Consider the following 16,874-nt stretch of genomic DNA (forward strand, 5'->3'; position numbering starts at 1 on the left):
AGGTGCTTAAACGTTTATAAACAAAAACGTTTGATATTCGAACGTTTAGATGATGAGTTACAGTGAAAAGGTTGAATTTTTCCTTGGCATGTATCTTGCGTATGTAAGATAACGTGAGAGGGGAGATTCAACATGAGTAAATCTTACTTAACGCAAGAGCATCACATTTTTCGAGAAGCATTTCGAAAATTTCTGAATGCTGAGGTCATTCCCAACTTTGACCAGTGGGAAAGAGAAAGGATGGTACCCCGCTCTCTTTGGAACAAGATGGGGGAAAAAGGCTTTCTATGTCCATGGGTCGATGAACAATATGGGGGATTTAATGCCGATTACGGCTACAATGTCATTATTAACGAGGAGTTAACTCGAGTAGGCTCAGGAATGCTGGGGTTCAGTCTTCATAATGATATTGTCGTCCCTTATTTACATGCCTATGGCTCAGAAGAACAAAAGGAACGGTGGATGCCTGGATGTGTAAGTGGTGATTTGATTGGAGCCATTGCAATGACAGAGCCCGGAACAGGCTCAGATCTGGCAGCGATCAAAACGACTGCACGTCGGGAAGGTGACCACTACGTCATCAATGGTGAGAAAACGTTTATTTCGAATGGCATCTCGTCAGATCTGATCGTGGTTGTATGCAAAACAGATCCGCAAGCAGTCCCCGGACATAAAGGAATTAGCCTGATCGTTGTCGAGCGGGATACACCTGGTTTTACGAGAGGAAAGAAACTGGACAAGATTGGCATGCACGCCCAGGATACGTCCGAATTAATTTTCCAAGATGCGCTTGTGTCGGTCAACAATCTGTTGGGGCAGGAAGGGCAAGGCTTCTATTACTTGATGAACCAGCTACAGGAAGAGCGTCTCAACGTTTGCATCGCCTCCATCACTCAAGCAAAAGTCATGATAGAACTCACGACGGATTATGTGAAGAATCGAAAAGTATTCGGTCAACCAATCAGCATGCTGCAAAATACTCAGTTCAAAATTGCCGAAATGGCCACAGAAATAGAGATCGGAAGTGTGTATGTCGACCATCTCATCTCCACGTTTATGTCTGGTGGGAATATCGTGCAACAAGTATCCATGGGGAAATGGTGGTTGACGGACCTAGCAAAACGAGTGGCTGCGGAATGCATGCAATTGCATGGAGGTTACGGTTACATGGAGGAATATCCGATTGCCCGTAGATATCGAGATGTTCCAGTAGCTTCGATCTTTGCGGGAAGTAATGAAATCATGAAATCTATCATTGCAAAAAATCTCGGTTTGAAGGGAGGAGAATGAAGATGGTGAAAGATATATCTACGAAAATTGACCTTGCTTTTGAGCCATACAGCTTTGTCGTAGAGAAAGGAAAAATCCGAGAGTTTGCCCTTGCAGTCGGAGATGACAACCCGATTTATTTTGACAAAGAGGAGGCTGTAGCAAACGGCTTTTCAGACGTACCGATTCCTCCCACCTTTGCTACTGTCATGGATATGTGGGCTGGACCTGATTTTGATACCATATGTCAATTGTTAGAACTCAACCCTTTGAAAGTCCTGCATGGCGAGATGAGCTACTGTTATCTCACAGACATCTGCGCTGGTGATGAACTGCACGCGAATTCTCGGATAAGCAATGCCGTTGTCAAAAAAGGGATGAACCTGTTCACAGTAGAGACAACGTATACCAATCAGCATGGGGTGCAAGTGCTGGTAGCACAATCCATCCTCATTGAAAGACATGAATAAAAAAGGTGGTGAGTTCAATGGTGACCTTGCAAGATCTACAAAAGCCTAGCATAACCCATACGCAATTGGTCAGGTACGCAGGTGCTTCGGGTGACTTTAATCCAATCCATACCGTTGTGCCGGTAGGTGAACAAGCAGGACTTGGAGGAGTGATCGCACACGGAATGCTCATTATGGGCTTTGCCGGGCAAGCCTTGACACAATGGTTTCCCCGAAAGGATTTGCGGCAGTTTCAAGTCCGTTTTGCCAAAATGACGTTTCCTGGCGAATTTCTCACTGTGAGTGGACAGATCACCGGAGAAAAAGAGCAGGACGGTGAGCAACATCTACTAGGGGAAATTGTGGTGCGGAATAAAGAGGAAGAGGTCAAGCTGAAGGGGCAATTTGCTGTATTGAAAAAACAATGAATGGAATAGGAGAAGATAACGATGAAGCTCATGGAAAATCAAGTGGCGATTGTTACAGGTTCTGGGCGCGGTGTAGGGCGTGCATTGGCAGAAATGTTAGGGGAACATGGGGCGAAAGTCGTTATTTCGGACTTGGATCATGGACCTGCTGAAGAAGCGGTTCAGGCTGTCAAAGATAAAGGCGGAGATGCTATTGCCGTGATTGGCGATATTACCGCGCCTGATTTTTCCCGAAGGATTGTGAAAGAAACGATAGATGCCTTTGGAAAACTGGACATTTTGGTCAATAATGCGGGTTATACCTGGGATAACCTGATTCACAAGATGAGCGATGAGCAGTTCCAAAAAATGCTCGACGTGCACCTGGTTGTCCCGTTTCGCTTAATTCGCGAAGCAGCCCCCTATATGCGTGACGCAGGAAAAAGAGAGATAGAAGAGGGAATAACAAGGCATCGTAAAATAGTGAATGTTTCATCTGTCGCGGGTGTGATGGGGAATGTTGGTCAAGCGAATTATGCATCTGCGAAAGCCGGTTTGATTGGGTTGACCAAAACAGTGGCCAAGGAATGGGCAAGCTTCCATGTTAATTGCAATGCTGTAGCATTTGGGGTCATCGATACGCGACTCACGCAGTCCAAGGAAAACGGGGAGACCGTCGCTGGCGTGGCTGTAGGCATTCCTGATAAAGTGAAGCAAATGTTCGCCCAAGCCATTCCTCAAAAGCGATCAGGGACTGCGCAGGAAGCAGCGGAAGGCATTTTCTTCCTCGCCTCTCCCTACTCGAACTATATCAACGGTCAGGTACTGAACATTAGCGGTGGTTTCTATATGTAAAATTAACAGAAGAGTCGGAATGATTTATGATTGAGATAGGTATTCGTATTGATTTAAAACCTGCTTAGATTCTTTCAAAAAGAGGGGGTTGCCATGATCATTACGAAAGGGTTATTGTATGCAGCACGAACTGTTCCGCATAAAACGGCACTGATCGATGGAGCAAACAGGTTCAGCTACAAACAATTAGCGAAGCGAACAGCTCAATTGAAACAGTCATTGGTGGATATCGGGGTCAAGAAAGGCGATCGTGTTGGCCTCCTAATGTTGAATGATTTTCGTTTTATGGAGCTGATTTATGGAATAACCGCATTAGGAGCAATCGTAGTTCCGCTCAATATACGTTTTACCCCTGAAGAGAATATTTATGTTCTGAATGATGCAGGGATTGAGGTTCTCTTTATACACAAGGAGTTTTTCCCTATCATTCCTCTATTACGAGCAAATGTCGCGAGTTTAACCACAGTGATTCTGGCGGAAGACAAGGCTGTTACCGAATCACACGCAAATGACGGGATACTTTCCTACGAAGACAAGCTCGAGGAATATTCGATCGAACATCTCACGTATGAAGATGTCGATGAAGACGATGTAGCTGGTTTGTTCTATACTGGTGGAACAACTGGACGAGCAAAAGGGGTCATGTTAACCCACAAGAATTTGGTTGTGAATGCCTTTCATGTACTGACGAATTTAGATTATAAGGAACAGGATGTCTATCTTCATGCAGCGCCTATGTTTCATTTGGCCGACCAAGCATCCACATTTGCGATCACTCTGACGGGTGGGACACATGTGATAGTACGTATGTTTACGCCAACGAAGACGCTACAAGCCATTCAGGACGAGAAAGTAACCATCAGTATGCTGGTACCAACCATGATTAATATGCTGTTATCGGATAAGGACTTTGATCAATTTGATCTTCGTTCTTTGCAAACGATTCTTTATGGAGCTTCACCAATGCCCGTCGAGTTACTGAAAAGAGCGTTCAAAACGTTGCCCGCTGCACGCTTTTTCCAAGCGTACGGGATGACTGAAGCTTCGCCAATCCTGACATTGTTAAAAGCGAAGGATCATGTTATGGATGGGACCGAAAAAAACGAAAGACGCCTCTCTTCTTGTGGTCAGGCGATACAAAGCGTGGAGCTGAAGGTGATCAATTCGTTAGGGGAAGAGGCAGTCATTGGTCAAGTCGGTGAGATTATTGCCCGTGGCGCTAACATTATGAAGGGCTACTGGAACCTGCCTGCGGAGACAACACAAGCCCTTCGAAACGGATGGTATTATACTGGAGATATGGGTTACAAGGATGAGGATGAATACTTCTATGTTGTAGACCGAGCCAAGGATATGATTATCACAGGCGGTGAAAACGTTTATTCCGTAGAAGTGGAGCAGGTGCTCTTTTCACATCCCGCTGTATTGGAATGCGCTGTCTTTGGTGTCCCTGATGAGCGCTGGGGAGAAGCTGTAAAAGCCGCCATCGTGCTGAGGCAGAATCACGAAGCAACGGAGGAGGATATTTTATCATTCACTCGCCAGCGATTGGCTAACTATAAAGTACCGAAATCGATTGATTTTTTGCAGGAGCTGCCGAAAAGCGGGGCCGGTAAAATTTTAAAACGCTCGTTGCGAGATCAATACTGGAAATCCCAAAAACGGCGGGTTAATTGAATGAGGAAGCTACAAAAGGTCCGAAATGAGGAATATCGGACCTTTTTGTTGATGAGATAAGTATGTCGTACGGGAAAAAGGAGAGGAGAGGCAATGATCGATCCAAAAGTAAGAAGATATCTTGCAGATTTGCAAGACATCTCTGACCGGAATGAAAAAACGAAAATGATTTTGGAAGGAGGGCAACATTTTTTTTCATTTTCCAGGATCAGTCTCCTTGCTTTTTCCCCCCTCCATTTTATTACCGAGCTTTTTGTTACCAAGGAAAAGGATACGCTTCTACTAAGTAATCAACGAGATGATATAAGAAACTTGCCGAATGTTTTGAAAGCAGCGTTAAAAAAGCAAGCAATTTGTGTCATGAATGCAGAAAAAAGCCAAGTCCCAGTGAAATATATGGAGCAATTTCATTTTTCTACGTTTTGGATCGTTCCCTTATGTTATGCCAATACGGTTCAAGGATTTGTGGTTCTTGATCAATATCAAAATGCTCAACCTTGCAATGAGCAGATGCTCCAATCTATCAAATCTTATTTTTTTCTATCCAGTCAAATTCTTTCCTCTCTGTATGCCAAACCTTTCCAGCCTATAAGCAAACGGGAAATCGAAGTTCTCCAGCATTCTGCTGACGGCTATTCTTATAAAGAAATTGCCGCATTGCTAGAAATTAGTGAGTTTACCGTAAGAGATTACATGACCTCCGCTGTAAAAAAACTGAATGTAACGAATCGAACGCAAGCGGTGGCTGAGGCTTTGAGACAACATCTCATACAATAAGAATCCTTCCTAAAGGAAACCTATCAGTATGACAATCCCTATTTTTATAGGAATAGTTAGATGTTTTTGGATTCAGTAAAATTAACGAAATGAATATTCACTTAATCTATGTGTTGCTATTCAGACTCTTGGAAGATCAAGGTGTTGATGAAGAGGAGGGAATCGGAATGTCGGTAGATGTCCAAGTGAAATCGTTTCCGCTGTTTGTGAATGGCAAGTGGGTTGACTCCGTTGGTGGAGAGACATTTGACGTTTTTCATCCTGCTACCGGTGAGCGAGTGGCTCGAGTGGCTAAAGGTACGAAACAGGATATAGAGCTGGCTGTCGAAGCGGCAAGTGAGGCCTTTGAATCTCCGGCCTGGCGTGAGATGAGCCCGAAAGAAAGGTCCCAGATTATGGTTACCATCAGTCTGAAAATTGCCGAGCACGCCGAGGAGCTCGCTTACTTGGAGCTGATTAGTTCGGGTGCCACGATACGGCGACTGAAAAATTTTGATATTCTCATGCTTGCTGATCTGTTTCAAACGTTGGGCAGATTTATCCTCGATTATCCCTATTCGGAAGCCTTGCCTGTACCTCCTTTTCCGGGACCTGCGCATAATTTTGTGTGGCGGGAGCCAGTGGGAGTTTGCGCCGCCATTACCCCTTGGAATATGCCGTTAATGCTTGCCGGCTTTAAAATCGCCCCCGCATTAGCGATGGGGAACACGATCGTGGTTAAACCCGCCAGTCATACACCTCTCTCTACGCTAAAGTTAGCGGAAATCATTTCAGAAGTAGTTCCTCCAGGAGTCATTAACGTCGTTCCTGGACCTGGTCGAGAAGTCGGAGAGACGCTCGCTCAACATCCCAAGGTAAGCAAGATTACGTTTACTGGGTCAACTGAAGTAGGGCGAAGAATCATGCAATTGTCAGCAGAGACCATAAAGAATACGACATTGGAGTTAGGCGGAAAATCACCCAATATCCTTTTGGAGGATGCCGATCTGAATATCGCTCTGCCAGGCAGTCTTTTGGGTGTATTCTTCCATTCAGGTCAATTATGTGAATCGGGAACGCGGCTTTTTGTACCGGACCGTATTTACGATGAAGTAATAGAAGGGCTTGTGAAGTGGGCAAGTAAACTTAACATTGGACATCCCTTAGATGAATCTACGGATGTTGGTCCAGTCATCTCGAAACAGCAAAAAGAAACCATCCTCTCTTATATTGAAGCAGGGTTAGCTGAAGGTGCAACGCTCGTTTGCGGTGGAAAAGAAGTCACCGTGCCAGGATGCGAAAATGGTCATTTTATTGAACCAACCATTTTTTCCAATGTAACGAACGATATGAAAATTGCTCAGGAAGAAATCTTTGGCCCAGTCTTATGTGTCATCCGTTATTCCGACATGGATGAAGCAATTCGAATGGCGAATGACACAATTTATGGCTTGGCTGCCGGAGTTTGGACCAAAGATGTGAACAAGGCCTATCATGTGGCCCGAAAGCTACGAGCTGGTACAGTTTGGATCAATGACTGGCATATTCTTCGCAATGACGCTCCATTCGGCGGATACAAGCAAAGTGGTCTCGGGCGTGAGCTGGGCAGACACTGCTTGGATGCATATACCGAAGTCAAGCATGTCCATACCTCTCTGGTAACGGAGCTGGAGAAAAAAACGGTGTACCGCCTTCTTTTCCCTAATCTTCATTAAAAATGATAAGAGGTGAGTCGTATGTCGACTACTTATTCTGCTTATATGATGCGTACAGTGATTCATAGTGGTTCGGGAAGCCGGGTAATGATCCCTGATCTGTTTCGGGGACTGGGAGCAAAACGGGTGGTTTTGTTTAGTGATAAAGGCTTGCAACAAGCTGGTGTTGTCAAGCAAGTAGCCGAACTGTTCGAGTTAACTCCTCAAGGGGCCGGACCAGAGTTAGTCGGTATTTATGTCGATATCAAGCCAGACCCGGATCAGGAATGTGTCAACGAAGCTCTCCGGTATGCCCGTGAAACATGCGCTGATGCTTTATTAGCAGTCGGCGGAGGCAGTGTAATGGATACCGTGAAAGCTGTAAAGTACGCCCTTCATAAGGGAATGACAGATATTCAAGAAGCGATTCCTGCTGGCATTGTTGTGATGAATTGGCCAGAAGCAACCTATATTCCTATTCCGCATATCGCAGTGCCGACTACTGCGGGTACAGGATCGGAGGTTTCCCCGGGAACGGTGATCTCGAACAAAAAGTTGAATATCAAATCCGGGATGTTGCATCCTTTCATCACTCCGGACATGGCAGTACTTGACCCGGATTTGACCGTAGGACTTCCGCCACTGATGACCGCAGCGACTGGATTTGATGCCTTGACACACGCGATCGAAGCGTTGGTTTCTCCCCATGCAACCGCATTTACAGATTCCTATGCGATCCATGCCATCCGATTAATTGAAGAGAACTTGCCTCTCGTGGTGGAAAACGGCATGAATCTAAACGCTCGTATGCTCATGCTCCAAGCCAGCACAATGGCGATTTTAGCCTTTTGCTACGCCCCGCTCATTTGGCCTGTTCATAACTTTGCCCATGCTTATGGTGCCTTGTATGATATTCCCCATGGCATGGCCAATGCAGTATTACTCCCTGTTGTGATGGAAAATTTACCCGCTCTCTATGAAGCCCATGCACACAAATTGGCGGAGGCATTACTAGTTCGCAATGAAGGGGAACCAGCGCAAAAATTAAAAGAGGCTGTTCAAAAAATTAAAGCGCTTCAAGAGAAAGTCGGGCTGCCGAATAACTTTACATCTTACCATGCAACTGTCAATGATCTGGAAAAAACGATTCGGGCCGTGCACGCCGATCCAGTAGGCGCACTATATCCCATTCCTGCGGAGGTTATTGCCGCTGTCGGAAAACAAGTTCTAGGTTCGGTCGTCCCAGCTCCTGCAAATTCATAACTCATCGAGAGGAGAATGTATCCATTATGAACATGAAAGCATTGCTGTTGGCAAGCAGCTTCCTATTGGTATCTTCCACTGCACTTCCAGTCAAGGCGGAGTCGAATACCGTTCATTTTGTGAATACGACTGTCACGAGCATGAAACAAGGCGAAAATACAGGACCGTTACGTCATGACAAGGTACCGAATATGCCTCCAAAGAACCCGTTTCTGGTAGATGGACCATCTGCGCTTACCCATTGGAATCCTGCCCAGACAGATGCAACCGTCATCCCAGGTCCGACTGGAATCAAGCAAATTCCTGAAGAGAAAATTCAGCGTTTCCCTGGAGGTCTCATTAACATCAGCTACGTGAATGGCCCGGTTTACCCCACCGGTGAGCAGGTGATCTGGCTGGCAAACAATAACCGTATCGCCAAAGTCATGATTGAAAATGACCAATCCAAGCTGATAGCCGAGTATAAGATTCCCGGTCAGCCCTATCTGTCTCCTCAAGAAGCGAATGCCGTAACGGATAAGCTAGACAGTTTCACTAGTGAGCGAGATTTGCTCGATTACATCAATACCCATTTCTCTAATTACGGTGAAAAATATTCTGTTCGTTCCGGGGTATATCCCGTTATGGATTTCGAGGGGAATTTCTATACAGTCGTCAATGACAGCATTATGGTTTTCGGCGACAAGGTCTCACATGATCCCTACTCGGAAATAGAACTGAAACGGAAGTTAACTTTGCCAAAGGAGATTCTCAATCCAAACGCTAAGCTCACAGACGCCATTTTAGGGTTGAATATGACGTATGACGGCTATTTGGTGTTTGCTACATTGGGCGGTGTAGTTGGAGTAGTCGATCGGGATTTTCAAGAGCAGCCGCAATACATCAAGCTGGATGGAGAAACGATTTCGAACTCCTTTGCACTGGATGAAAAAGGTGGGATCTACGTCGTATCGAGCAACTATATGCACAAATTTGTTTGGGATGGCAAGAAGCTGAGTGATCGTTCAGAGGATGGTGCCTGGAAATCAGCGTACGATGTGGACGGGGAGGCAGGTGGTATCAAGCTTGACGCTGGATCAGGCTCTACCCCGACTCTTATGGGATTTGGAGATGATGAAGACAAGCTCGTCGTCATCACAGACGGTTCTGAAGTAATGAATATCGTCGCCTTTTGGCGCGATGAAATCCCCGCTGACTTTACACAGCAGGCTGGGACAAAATCCCGCCGTATAGCGGGGCAGATGAAGGTGAATTTCGGGCAGGACCAACTGGAGGAGGCACAGTCGGAGCAATCGGTAGCCGTTTTAGGGTACGGTGCCTTTGTTGTCAACAACAGCCTTCCTGATAAACTCCCGACGAAGCTTGAAAACGTTGTTGTGTCTGGTGTTACACGGGCAGGACCAAAGGGTGTCGAGAAATTTGAATGGGATCCGAAGAAAAACCAGTGGAAACGAGCATGGGCGAATCCACATGTCAATGCTCCCTCGGTAGTCCCTATGGTGAGTGCTGGTAGTAATCAAGCGTATTTCAATCGCTATGTGGAAGGAGCCTGGGAGATTACAGGTGTTGACTGGGACACAGGTGAGGTCAAAACTCGCTTAATCTTGGGGGATAGCCAGGCATTTAACGGGGCCTATTCCTTGATTCAGCTCTTGCCAAACGGGGATCTAGTCTACGGTGGATTAACAGGCTACTTAAAGATTAATACCAAATAAACAAAAGGTAATGAGGAAGGTACACATGTCAAACTTACATGGGTACCTTTTTCCCTTTTTTCAAATGGACCACAGTTTGTCGCTCGATCTAGTTCGGAATTCATTGTCGTTCCCTATGATAATCATAGGGAATTTGTAATTGTTCCGAAAGATAGTCGCTCCTATAATAAAATACGTAGCAATGCTACGTAAAATTGTTAGGAGCTGATTCAAATGTTAAAAGCTATTTTTTATCATGCAGGTTGCCCAGTATGTGTAGATGCGGAGCAAGTCGTCCTTGATTACCTGGATCAAACAAAGCTCGATATTGAAATTGTCCACCTTGGTACAGAGCGGAACCGCATTGAGGAAGCAGAGAAGGCTGGTATTCAATCAGTACCTGCTCTCGTGATTGGCGAAAACGTCTACCACATTAACTTTGGGGCAAGCTTGGAAGATGTGAAAAACGGCTAAATGAGAAAAGGAGGTGCTTTTGGGGCGCCTCCTTTTTCCTACGCTTTTACACGACCATGTTTCCATTTACAATGGATAGAAGAATGGAACAGGGAAGGTAAGATACGCTCATGATGTTTGATCCCCAACAACGTAAGGAAAATCGCTCAGCCCGTATCATGATGGCTCTATTTCGAATGTCCCAGGCGATTAAAAAGGTGACGCAGGCAGAAAGTGATGTACAGGGATTGTCACCCGTACAAATTCAGGCGTTACTGTTCACTTTCTATACGAGAAGCGACGTGGCTACCATTGGTAACTTTGCCAAGGCAATCGGAACGACACATGTGACAGCCGTTAAGATCATCAATGGACTTGTAACAAAAGGACACATGACGAAAGTACCTAAAAAAGAAGATCGACGAGTGACCCTGCTTCAACTGACTACAAAGGGAAAAGAAGCTGCATCAAGCCTTGAAAAATGGGGGTATACACTGGAAGAAGCCCTTCATTCGATTCCGGATGAGATACTGGAAGATTTCGAGATCGGGCTCGGTTCCGTGATAACAGCGATGCAGAGACGTGGTTATCTCGTTGTAGCGGAGCCCTGTCTAGGCTGTATGCATTTTCGGCCGAATACAGGTGATTCCCATACACCCCATTATTGCGCGTTCATTGAAAAGTACCTTACGCATGAAGCATCCTTGAAAGAATGCCCCGAGCATATTTCCTCTGGGAATGACTAAATAATGATAGGCAATACCTATGGAAATGATAACAACGATGCTATTGAACAAGGATTTACCTCGTCATAAACTGATCTTGACTCCCGAATCAGCGAACATCATCGTGTTTTACCGTGGCAAGTAACTGCTCCATAAAGACTCGGCTTGCTGCACACAAATACTTGTTTTTCCGGTAAACGATACCGATTTGCGCCGTGATAGTAGGCTGTTGGATCGGAATCGTGCGAATCCGTTTATCATCAATATAGTCGAGGTAGCCTTTCGAAAGGACCGTGACACCGACACCTTGCCCGACCATATTCGTAATCGATTCCATTGTGGTCATCTCCAAAACAGGCTGTGCCGAGAAGCCCAGCTCCTGACACTTTTCATCAATTAATTGACGCAAAAAGTACGTGTTCGGCAATAAAATGGAGGGGAGGTCTTTTAAAATCGCAAGTGAAACAAACGGTTCCTTTGCGATCGGATGATCTACAGGTACTCCTAATGCCAGATTTTCCGTATAGAGTGGAATGGTTTCCAGATCGTCATGCTCCATAGGCAAAAAAACAATGCCGAGATCAAGTTCGTTTTTTAGAAGTCCTTCATAAATATCACCGGTTCTCAGCCCGAAAATAGACAATTCAACCTTCGGATAACGCTGGTGAAACTCGATTACAGTGGGCGGGAGCAAATAATTGACAACCGTCAGCAGTACGCCAATTTTTAAGGAGCCTCTGCTTAAGCCTTGTAGCTCACTAATCGCTGCACGTGCCTGTGACAGCTCATGAAACACATTGTAGCTATGGTGAAGCAATGTTCTGCCTGCTTCCGTCATAACCGTTCGTTTGCCGACGCGATCAAACAAAGGCATGCCGATTTCATGCTCAAGCAGACGGATTTGCTGACTGAGTGAGGGCTGCGCAATGCCCAATTTCTCGGCTGCGCGAGTAAAATTCAACTCCTGGCACAGTGCCATAAAGTATTCTAATTGCTTGAGCTCCAAGGACTATCCCTCCGACGATTTATGATCGAACAATAGGTTTTTCCTATCATTATAGAACAAACCATTATCGATTTGTATGAAAGTAGTGCGCAATGCGCATTTCCATAAAAGAATGAGGTGATCGCTAGTGAATATTGAAATCATTTCACTGAATGTAGGTAAGCCCAAACAAGTACAGTATCAAAACAAAGAGGTTTCTACCGGTATTTACAAGACCCCTGCAACAAAACCTCTGTACCTATCCTTTTTGAATTTCGAGGGAGATGGACAGGCAGATCTGGTCCACCATGGGGGCAAGGAGAAGGCGGTATGCGTCTATCCTTATGAGCACTACCCATTCTGGGAAGCTGAATTACAGAGAGAGCTGGCAATCGGTGCCTTCGGAGAAAATCTGACGATTCGGGGATTAGTTGAGACGGACGTATGCATCGGTGATACCTTTCAGCTAGGGGAAGCGATCGTACAGGTCAGTCAACCGAGACAGCCTTGTTATAAATTATCTGTTCGTTACGGTGTGCCTGAAATGTTGGTTAAGGTCCAAGAGACCGGCTATACTGGCTTTTATTTTCGGGTGCTAAAAGAAGGGCTTGTATCTCATATGGATGGATTGACAAGACTTTCTTCTCATCCAAGAGCGATAACAGTCTCTTATGCAAACCGAATCATGCATCAAGAAAAAGAGAATATCGATGGCATGAAAAAGCTGTTGGAAGTAGAGGAGCTATCCTCAAATTGGCGAGCGACCTTTACCAAACGATTATCCGGCATAGAAATTGATACGCGCGAAAGGCTGACAGGAAACCAATCATAGCTAGAGCCATTTCATGAATACGGACAGCGAGTGTTATATATATAGGCTAGGAAGTACGGGAGCGTTGCACTCCAGGTGTAAAAGCGATCATAACCGGACGATATTACCCGATACTGACAGGGTCACCACTGGAAGACCGTCCTCCAATCGCAATAGACAAAGTAAGATATTATGGCGAGCCGCAGTACCTCATTAATTTCGTTGAGACACCTCATTTGGAAGCGCCTTACGAATTGCGTGGCATCGGAGAACATGGTTTGATTGGCATGCCCGCAGCATTGGCTAATAGTCTGAGTAACGCTGCTGGAGACCCGCCTCCATTCAGAAAGCTGTGGAATGGTTTCAGTTGCTGCTTAAACGGAAGAAAAATCCCATGTATTACGCCGGAGGCACGGAAATCATCACATTTGCTCGAACGAATTCGATTCATCCGAGTGCTGTTATTGATCTGAAATTGCTCTTCAGAATAGTTACCTGTCATCAGGTAGCCACATAGGCTAAAGGGTAAATCCTTTACACTGGAGAGGGGATCGAGATGTACAACAACTATTACCATCACTATCAATGGTATTATCCCGTGCTTGCCGGATGGAATAACAACCATTCTCACTATGGTTGGAGCCCTCATTATTACAACTGGGGTCATGCGAATGGGAATCGATACTGGAATCGTTATCAGAATACCATCGAATTGAGAGATTATGGACCAAAGCCATTTGTCGTCAACATTGAGCAAGCCACAAAGCAAAACAATACGTTCCGTACGGCATTATGGACAGGGAATCACTTGCAGGTGACGCTGATGAGCATAAATGTTGGAGATGATATCGGCTTAGAAAATCATCCGAATACGGATCAATTCATCCGAGTGGAAGAAGGTCAAGGACTTGTTCGGATGGGGGATCGCAAAGATCATCTAGATTTTGAACAAAGAGTCAATGATAACGATGCTATCATGGTCCCTGCGGGCACGTGGCACAATATCATCAATACGGGTAATACGCCGCTAAAAGTATATTCCATCTACGCGCCACCTCATCATCCATTTGGCACCGTTCATGAGACGAAAGCCAGTGCCATGGCTTCTGAGCAAAGCACGCAAGAATCGAGTTAATAGGTATTGGTGCCAGAATATACCGCTCCTTTTTAAGGGGTGGTATTTTTTAGTGGGATAGATATTTTCTCAAGGATATTTTCAACGGGTATAGAATATTAACATTATTCACAATCTTCGTTTGAGGAAGGTATAAACCTATGGATAAAGAAGCTGAGCGAATCGACCTTAGACAAGAACAGTTCAACATGAAAGAGCTGCTTCAGTCACTTTTTGAAACGACTACGGACGCGATTTCAATTAGGGACATGCAGGGTAATATACTTTTTTTGAATAGTGCTTTTGAAAAAATTTATGGTTGGACACATCAAGACCTCCTGAATGACCCGTACTGTCTTGTACCTGAAGATCTCATTAACGAGACAAAGGACATTTTCCACGAGATTAAATTTGAAGGAAAAAATATAACGGGCTATGAGACCGTGCGTCACCGTAAAAATGGTCAGATCGTTCAGGTTAGTTTAACAGCTTCTCCGTTAAAGGATACAGAAGGAACGATCATAGGCACTTCAGTCATCGCCAGAGATATAACGGACCGCAAAATGGCGGAAGAAGCACTCGTGAAAAGCGAGGCAAAGTACCGTATCCTCGTAGAACATACGAGCGATGTTATTTGTCAGTATGATGTACACATGAATAATCTTTTTGTATCTCCTTCTATCGAGCACCACTTGGGATACACACCGGATGAATTTTTACAAACGAGTAGTTTTGATCACATTCATCCCGATGATGTTACTATCGTGAAAGATATGCGTTCCTTAATCTCCACGTATCCCCAAAGTATTCAAATGGAGATCAGGTTACGACACAAAAATGGATCATGGGTGAATTGGGAGTCGCGTTGTGTACCCATCATGTCTGAGAACAATGAGGTCGAAAGCTTCCTATTCGTTTCTCGCAATATCACCGAGCGAAAACACTCCGAAGAAGCTTTGCGCAAGAGCGAGGAACAGTATAGATTCATCGCTGAGCACACGGCAGACTTCATTTCCGTCATTGATAAGTACGGTCACGTATCGTATAGCTCTCCTTCACATGAGAAGAAGTTAGGTACGAGCCAAATAATCTTTGAAAACATACATCCGGAAGATGCATCACTCGTCTGTGAGCAATTTGTTTCAATGATTCAATACAATATCCCCATTACATGTGAGTATCGATACAAACTAGAAAACGAGAAATGGATCTACCTTGAATCAAGAGGAATGCCGTTTTTTAGCTCGGATGGTGGAAATCAGTACTTCATCAACGTGACACGTGACTTAACGGAGAGGAAGCAGAACGAAGAACTTCTCCGCAGAACAGAGAAGCTGTCCGTAATCGGTGAATTGGCTGCAAGTATCGCTCACGAAATAAGGAATCCGCTTACTTCATTGAAAGGTTTTATCCAGTATTTACGGCCAACGCTATCGGAGGGCGCCATTTTTACAGATATTATGTTGTCCGAGCTAGATCGCATTAACTTTATCGTGAGTGAGCTGCTTGTATTGGCCAAACCGCAAACGCTCCATGTGAAGCGGATTCTTTTACACCCGCTCATTGAAAGTGTGGTAAAGTTCCTCGAATCGGAAGCGAATCTCAACAACATTTCGATTAACACAATATTTAGCGATATACCGATAGCGATCAAAGGAGAAGAAAATCAAGTAAAACAAGTCTTTATCAATATTTTGAAGAATTCCCTGGATGCGATCACGGCGAGTGGCGAAATCAGCATAGAAACCATATGCCTACATGATAACCAAGTGCTGATTCGCTTTACTGACAATGGATGTGGCATTTCCCAAGAGCTGCTACCTAGACTCGGCGAACCTTTTTATACCACGAAAGAGAAAGGAACAGGCTTAGGTTTACTTGTCAGCAATAAAATAATGAAAGATCATCAAGGAACCATCACCATCTCAAGTGAGATTAACAAGGGTACCATCGTGGAAATCAGGTTGCCCATTTCGAAATAGGAAGGTGAACCTAATGAATACGCAAATCGTTGGCAATCAGGTAACATTCACCAAATCCCCACCTATGTGTGCTGAAAAAGCCAGAATTTTTAGAGGGGGAGAAAATCATGTGGAGGAAGGTACTGCTTCATCCGCTTGCAGTTCGATACAGTGTGTTTATGATCGGACTGGCGGTCATGGCGTTTGGCATTGGCATGATGATTGAGGCTCATTTAGGTGTTGCACCTTGGGATACACTGCATATTGGATTACAGAAGACATTTGGACTGACCATCGGCATATGGTCGCAGATCGTAGGAGCCATGATCATTCTCGCTTCCTACATCATTGGCAAGATTCGGCCTAACGTGGGTATGTTTTTAAACATGTTTTTCTTCGGGCTGTTTATTGACTTATTCATGTGGCTGAACTGGATTCCTACAGGAGAGACCATTACAGAACGAGTGATTTTGTTCGTAGTCGGTCTGCTCATCTATACGATCGGAACGGGCATGTATATTTCACCGCGATTGGGAGCTGGTCCTCGTGACAGTTTTATGTTAGCTCTACATGAGCGAATGGGATGGGGCATCGGTAAAGTCAGGATCGGTATAGAGTGCACGGTCATGGTGCTAGGCTTGTTGCTTGGTGGGCCCGTTTCGGTGGGAACCTTTGTGACGGCCCTTGCGATCGGACCGCTGATCAAGCAGTTTATTCCGATGTGGGAGCGAATCCTGGCAAAACCGTACGGAACGGCTTAA

16 protein-coding genes and 1 pseudogene are annotated in these 16,874 nt (G+C 45.0%); 16 read left to right on the forward strand and 1 reads right to left on the reverse strand.

Translation table 11 applies throughout. From position 1 onward, the window contains the following. Positions 1-132 precede the first annotated feature (132 nt). From ASG16_RS27295 to ASG16_RS27345, 11 genes are all read left to right on the forward strand, one after another. Positions 133-1,290, forward strand: coding sequence for an acyl-CoA dehydrogenase family protein (locus ASG16_RS27295; protein WP_056494108.1), 1,158 nt, complete (start codon positions 133-135; stop codon positions 1,288-1,290). Between the two features lie 2 nt (positions 1,291-1,292). Further along, positions 1,293-1,739, forward strand: coding sequence for a MaoC family dehydratase N-terminal domain-containing protein (locus tag ASG16_RS27300; RefSeq protein ID WP_056494104.1), 447 nt, complete (start codon positions 1,293-1,295; stop codon positions 1,737-1,739). Positions 1,740-1,756: 17 nt separating this feature from the next. Then, positions 1,757-2,146 (forward strand): MaoC/PaaZ C-terminal domain-containing protein, encoded by a 390-nt coding sequence (locus tag ASG16_RS27305; RefSeq protein WP_056494100.1) that lies wholly within the window; start codon positions 1,757-1,759, stop codon positions 2,144-2,146. Between the two features lie 21 nt (positions 2,147-2,167). Next, entirely contained in the window at positions 2,168-2,980 is an 813-nt protein-coding gene (locus tag ASG16_RS27310; RefSeq protein WP_056494098.1) for an SDR family NAD(P)-dependent oxidoreductase, read from the forward strand. A 93-nt stretch (positions 2,981-3,073) separates the two neighbouring features. After that, positions 3,074-4,657 carry a long-chain-fatty-acid--CoA ligase gene (locus ASG16_RS27315; RefSeq protein WP_056494095.1) on the forward strand — a complete coding sequence of 528 codons (1,584 nt, stop codon included), beginning with the start codon at positions 3,074-3,076 and terminating at the stop codon, positions 4,655-4,657. A gap of 93 nt (positions 4,658-4,750) precedes the next feature. Further along, positions 4,751-5,434, forward strand: a complete 684-nt coding sequence (locus tag ASG16_RS27320) for a response regulator transcription factor (RefSeq protein WP_056494092.1) — start codon at positions 4,751-4,753, stop codon at positions 5,432-5,434. A gap of 167 nt (positions 5,435-5,601) precedes the next feature. Beyond that, positions 5,602-7,128, forward strand: a complete 1,527-nt coding sequence (locus tag ASG16_RS27325) for an aldehyde dehydrogenase family protein (protein WP_056494090.1) — start codon at positions 5,602-5,604, stop codon at positions 7,126-7,128. A 21-nt stretch (positions 7,129-7,149) separates the two neighbouring features. Beyond that, a complete protein-coding gene (locus tag ASG16_RS27330) occupies positions 7,150-8,370 on the forward strand; it encodes an iron-containing alcohol dehydrogenase (RefSeq protein WP_056494087.1) in 1,221 nt (406 codons plus the stop codon). A 26-nt stretch (positions 8,371-8,396) separates the two neighbouring features. Beyond that, positions 8,397-10,085 (forward strand): hypothetical protein, encoded by a 1,689-nt coding sequence (locus tag ASG16_RS27335; RefSeq protein WP_056494084.1) that lies wholly within the window; start codon positions 8,397-8,399, stop codon positions 10,083-10,085. Between the two features lie 213 nt (positions 10,086-10,298). Beyond that, positions 10,299-10,538 (forward strand): glutaredoxin family protein, encoded by a 240-nt coding sequence (locus ASG16_RS27340; RefSeq protein ID WP_056494081.1) that lies wholly within the window; start codon positions 10,299-10,301, stop codon positions 10,536-10,538. Between the two features lie 110 nt (positions 10,539-10,648). Continuing rightward, positions 10,649-11,263, forward strand: coding sequence for a MarR family winged helix-turn-helix transcriptional regulator (locus ASG16_RS27345; RefSeq protein WP_056494078.1), 615 nt, complete (start codon positions 10,649-10,651; stop codon positions 11,261-11,263). A gap of 88 nt (positions 11,264-11,351) precedes the next feature. Here ASG16_RS27345 and ASG16_RS27350 read toward each other — a convergent pair whose 3' ends face one another. After that, positions 11,352-12,248, reverse strand: coding sequence for a LysR family transcriptional regulator (locus tag ASG16_RS27350; RefSeq protein ID WP_048032959.1), 897 nt, complete (start codon positions 12,246-12,248; stop codon positions 11,352-11,354). 127 nt (positions 12,249-12,375) lie between these two features. Between ASG16_RS27350 and ASG16_RS27355 the strand changes: the two genes are divergently transcribed. The 5 genes and pseudogenes from ASG16_RS27355 to ASG16_RS27375 all read left to right on the forward strand — a co-directional run bounded on the left by ASG16_RS27355 (position 12,376) and on the right by ASG16_RS27375 (position 16,874). Continuing rightward, positions 12,376-13,059, forward strand: coding sequence for an MOSC domain-containing protein (locus ASG16_RS27355; RefSeq protein WP_056494076.1), 684 nt, complete (start codon positions 12,376-12,378; stop codon positions 13,057-13,059). A 173-nt stretch (positions 13,060-13,232) separates the two neighbouring features. Continuing rightward, positions 13,233-13,511: pseudogene (locus tag ASG16_RS31700) on the forward strand (hypothetical protein); the annotation flags it as partial. Between the two features lie 83 nt (positions 13,512-13,594). Beyond that, complete coding sequence (locus ASG16_RS27365) at positions 13,595-14,173, forward strand: cupin domain-containing protein (RefSeq protein ID WP_056494070.1); 579 nt, start codon at positions 13,595-13,597, stop codon at positions 14,171-14,173. Positions 14,174-14,313: 140 nt separating this feature from the next. Then, on the forward strand, positions 14,314-16,134 hold the full coding sequence (locus ASG16_RS27370) for a PAS domain S-box protein (RefSeq protein ID WP_056494066.1): 1,821 nt from the start codon (positions 14,314-14,316) through the stop codon (positions 16,132-16,134). A gap of 107 nt (positions 16,135-16,241) precedes the next feature. Next, positions 16,242-16,874 carry a YczE/YyaS/YitT family protein gene (locus ASG16_RS27375; protein WP_056494065.1) on the forward strand — a complete coding sequence of 211 codons (633 nt, stop codon included), beginning with the start codon at positions 16,242-16,244 and terminating at the stop codon, positions 16,872-16,874.

Source organism: Brevibacillus sp. Leaf182 (assembly GCF_001423865.2).
Classification (GTDB): Bacteria; Bacillota; Bacilli; order Brevibacillales; family Brevibacillaceae; genus Brevibacillus; species Brevibacillus brevis_C.

What these genes read in the sequence shown, in the direction of transcription:
- ASG16_RS27305 (WP_056494100.1), top strand. Translation starts at nt 1,757, where the DNA reads ATGGTGACCTTGCAAGATCTACAAAAGCCTAGCATAACCCATACGCAA.
- ASG16_RS27325 (WP_056494090.1), top strand. Translation starts at nt 5,602, where the DNA reads ATGTCGGTAGATGTCCAAGTGAAATCGTTTCCGCTGTTTGTGAATGGC.
- ASG16_RS27375 (WP_056494065.1), top strand. Translation starts at nt 16,242, where the DNA reads ATGTGGAGGAAGGTACTGCTTCATCCGCTTGCAGTTCGATACAGTGTG.
- ASG16_RS27315 (WP_056494095.1), top strand. Translation starts at nt 3,074, where the DNA reads ATGATCATTACGAAAGGGTTATTGTATGCAGCACGAACTGTTCCGCAT.
- ASG16_RS27370 (WP_056494066.1), top strand. Translation starts at nt 14,314, where the DNA reads ATGGATAAAGAAGCTGAGCGAATCGACCTTAGACAAGAACAGTTCAAC.
- ASG16_RS27330 (WP_056494087.1), top strand. Translation starts at nt 7,150, where the DNA reads ATGTCGACTACTTATTCTGCTTATATGATGCGTACAGTGATTCATAGT.
- ASG16_RS27300 (WP_056494104.1), top strand. Translation starts at nt 1,293, where the DNA reads ATGGTGAAAGATATATCTACGAAAATTGACCTTGCTTTTGAGCCATAC.
- ASG16_RS27335 (WP_056494084.1), top strand. Translation starts at nt 8,397, where the DNA reads ATGAACATGAAAGCATTGCTGTTGGCAAGCAGCTTCCTATTGGTATCT.
- ASG16_RS27295 (WP_056494108.1), top strand. Translation starts at nt 133, where the DNA reads ATGAGTAAATCTTACTTAACGCAAGAGCATCACATTTTTCGAGAAGCA.
- ASG16_RS27340 (WP_056494081.1), top strand. Translation starts at nt 10,299, where the DNA reads ATGTTAAAAGCTATTTTTTATCATGCAGGTTGCCCAGTATGTGTAGAT.
- ASG16_RS27365 (WP_056494070.1), top strand. Translation starts at nt 13,595, where the DNA reads ATGTACAACAACTATTACCATCACTATCAATGGTATTATCCCGTGCTT.
- ASG16_RS27345 (WP_056494078.1), top strand. Translation starts at nt 10,649, where the DNA reads ATGATGTTTGATCCCCAACAACGTAAGGAAAATCGCTCAGCCCGTATC.
- ASG16_RS27310 (WP_056494098.1), top strand. Translation starts at nt 2,168, where the DNA reads ATGAAGCTCATGGAAAATCAAGTGGCGATTGTTACAGGTTCTGGGCGC.
- ASG16_RS27320 (WP_056494092.1), top strand. Translation starts at nt 4,751, where the DNA reads ATGATCGATCCAAAAGTAAGAAGATATCTTGCAGATTTGCAAGACATC.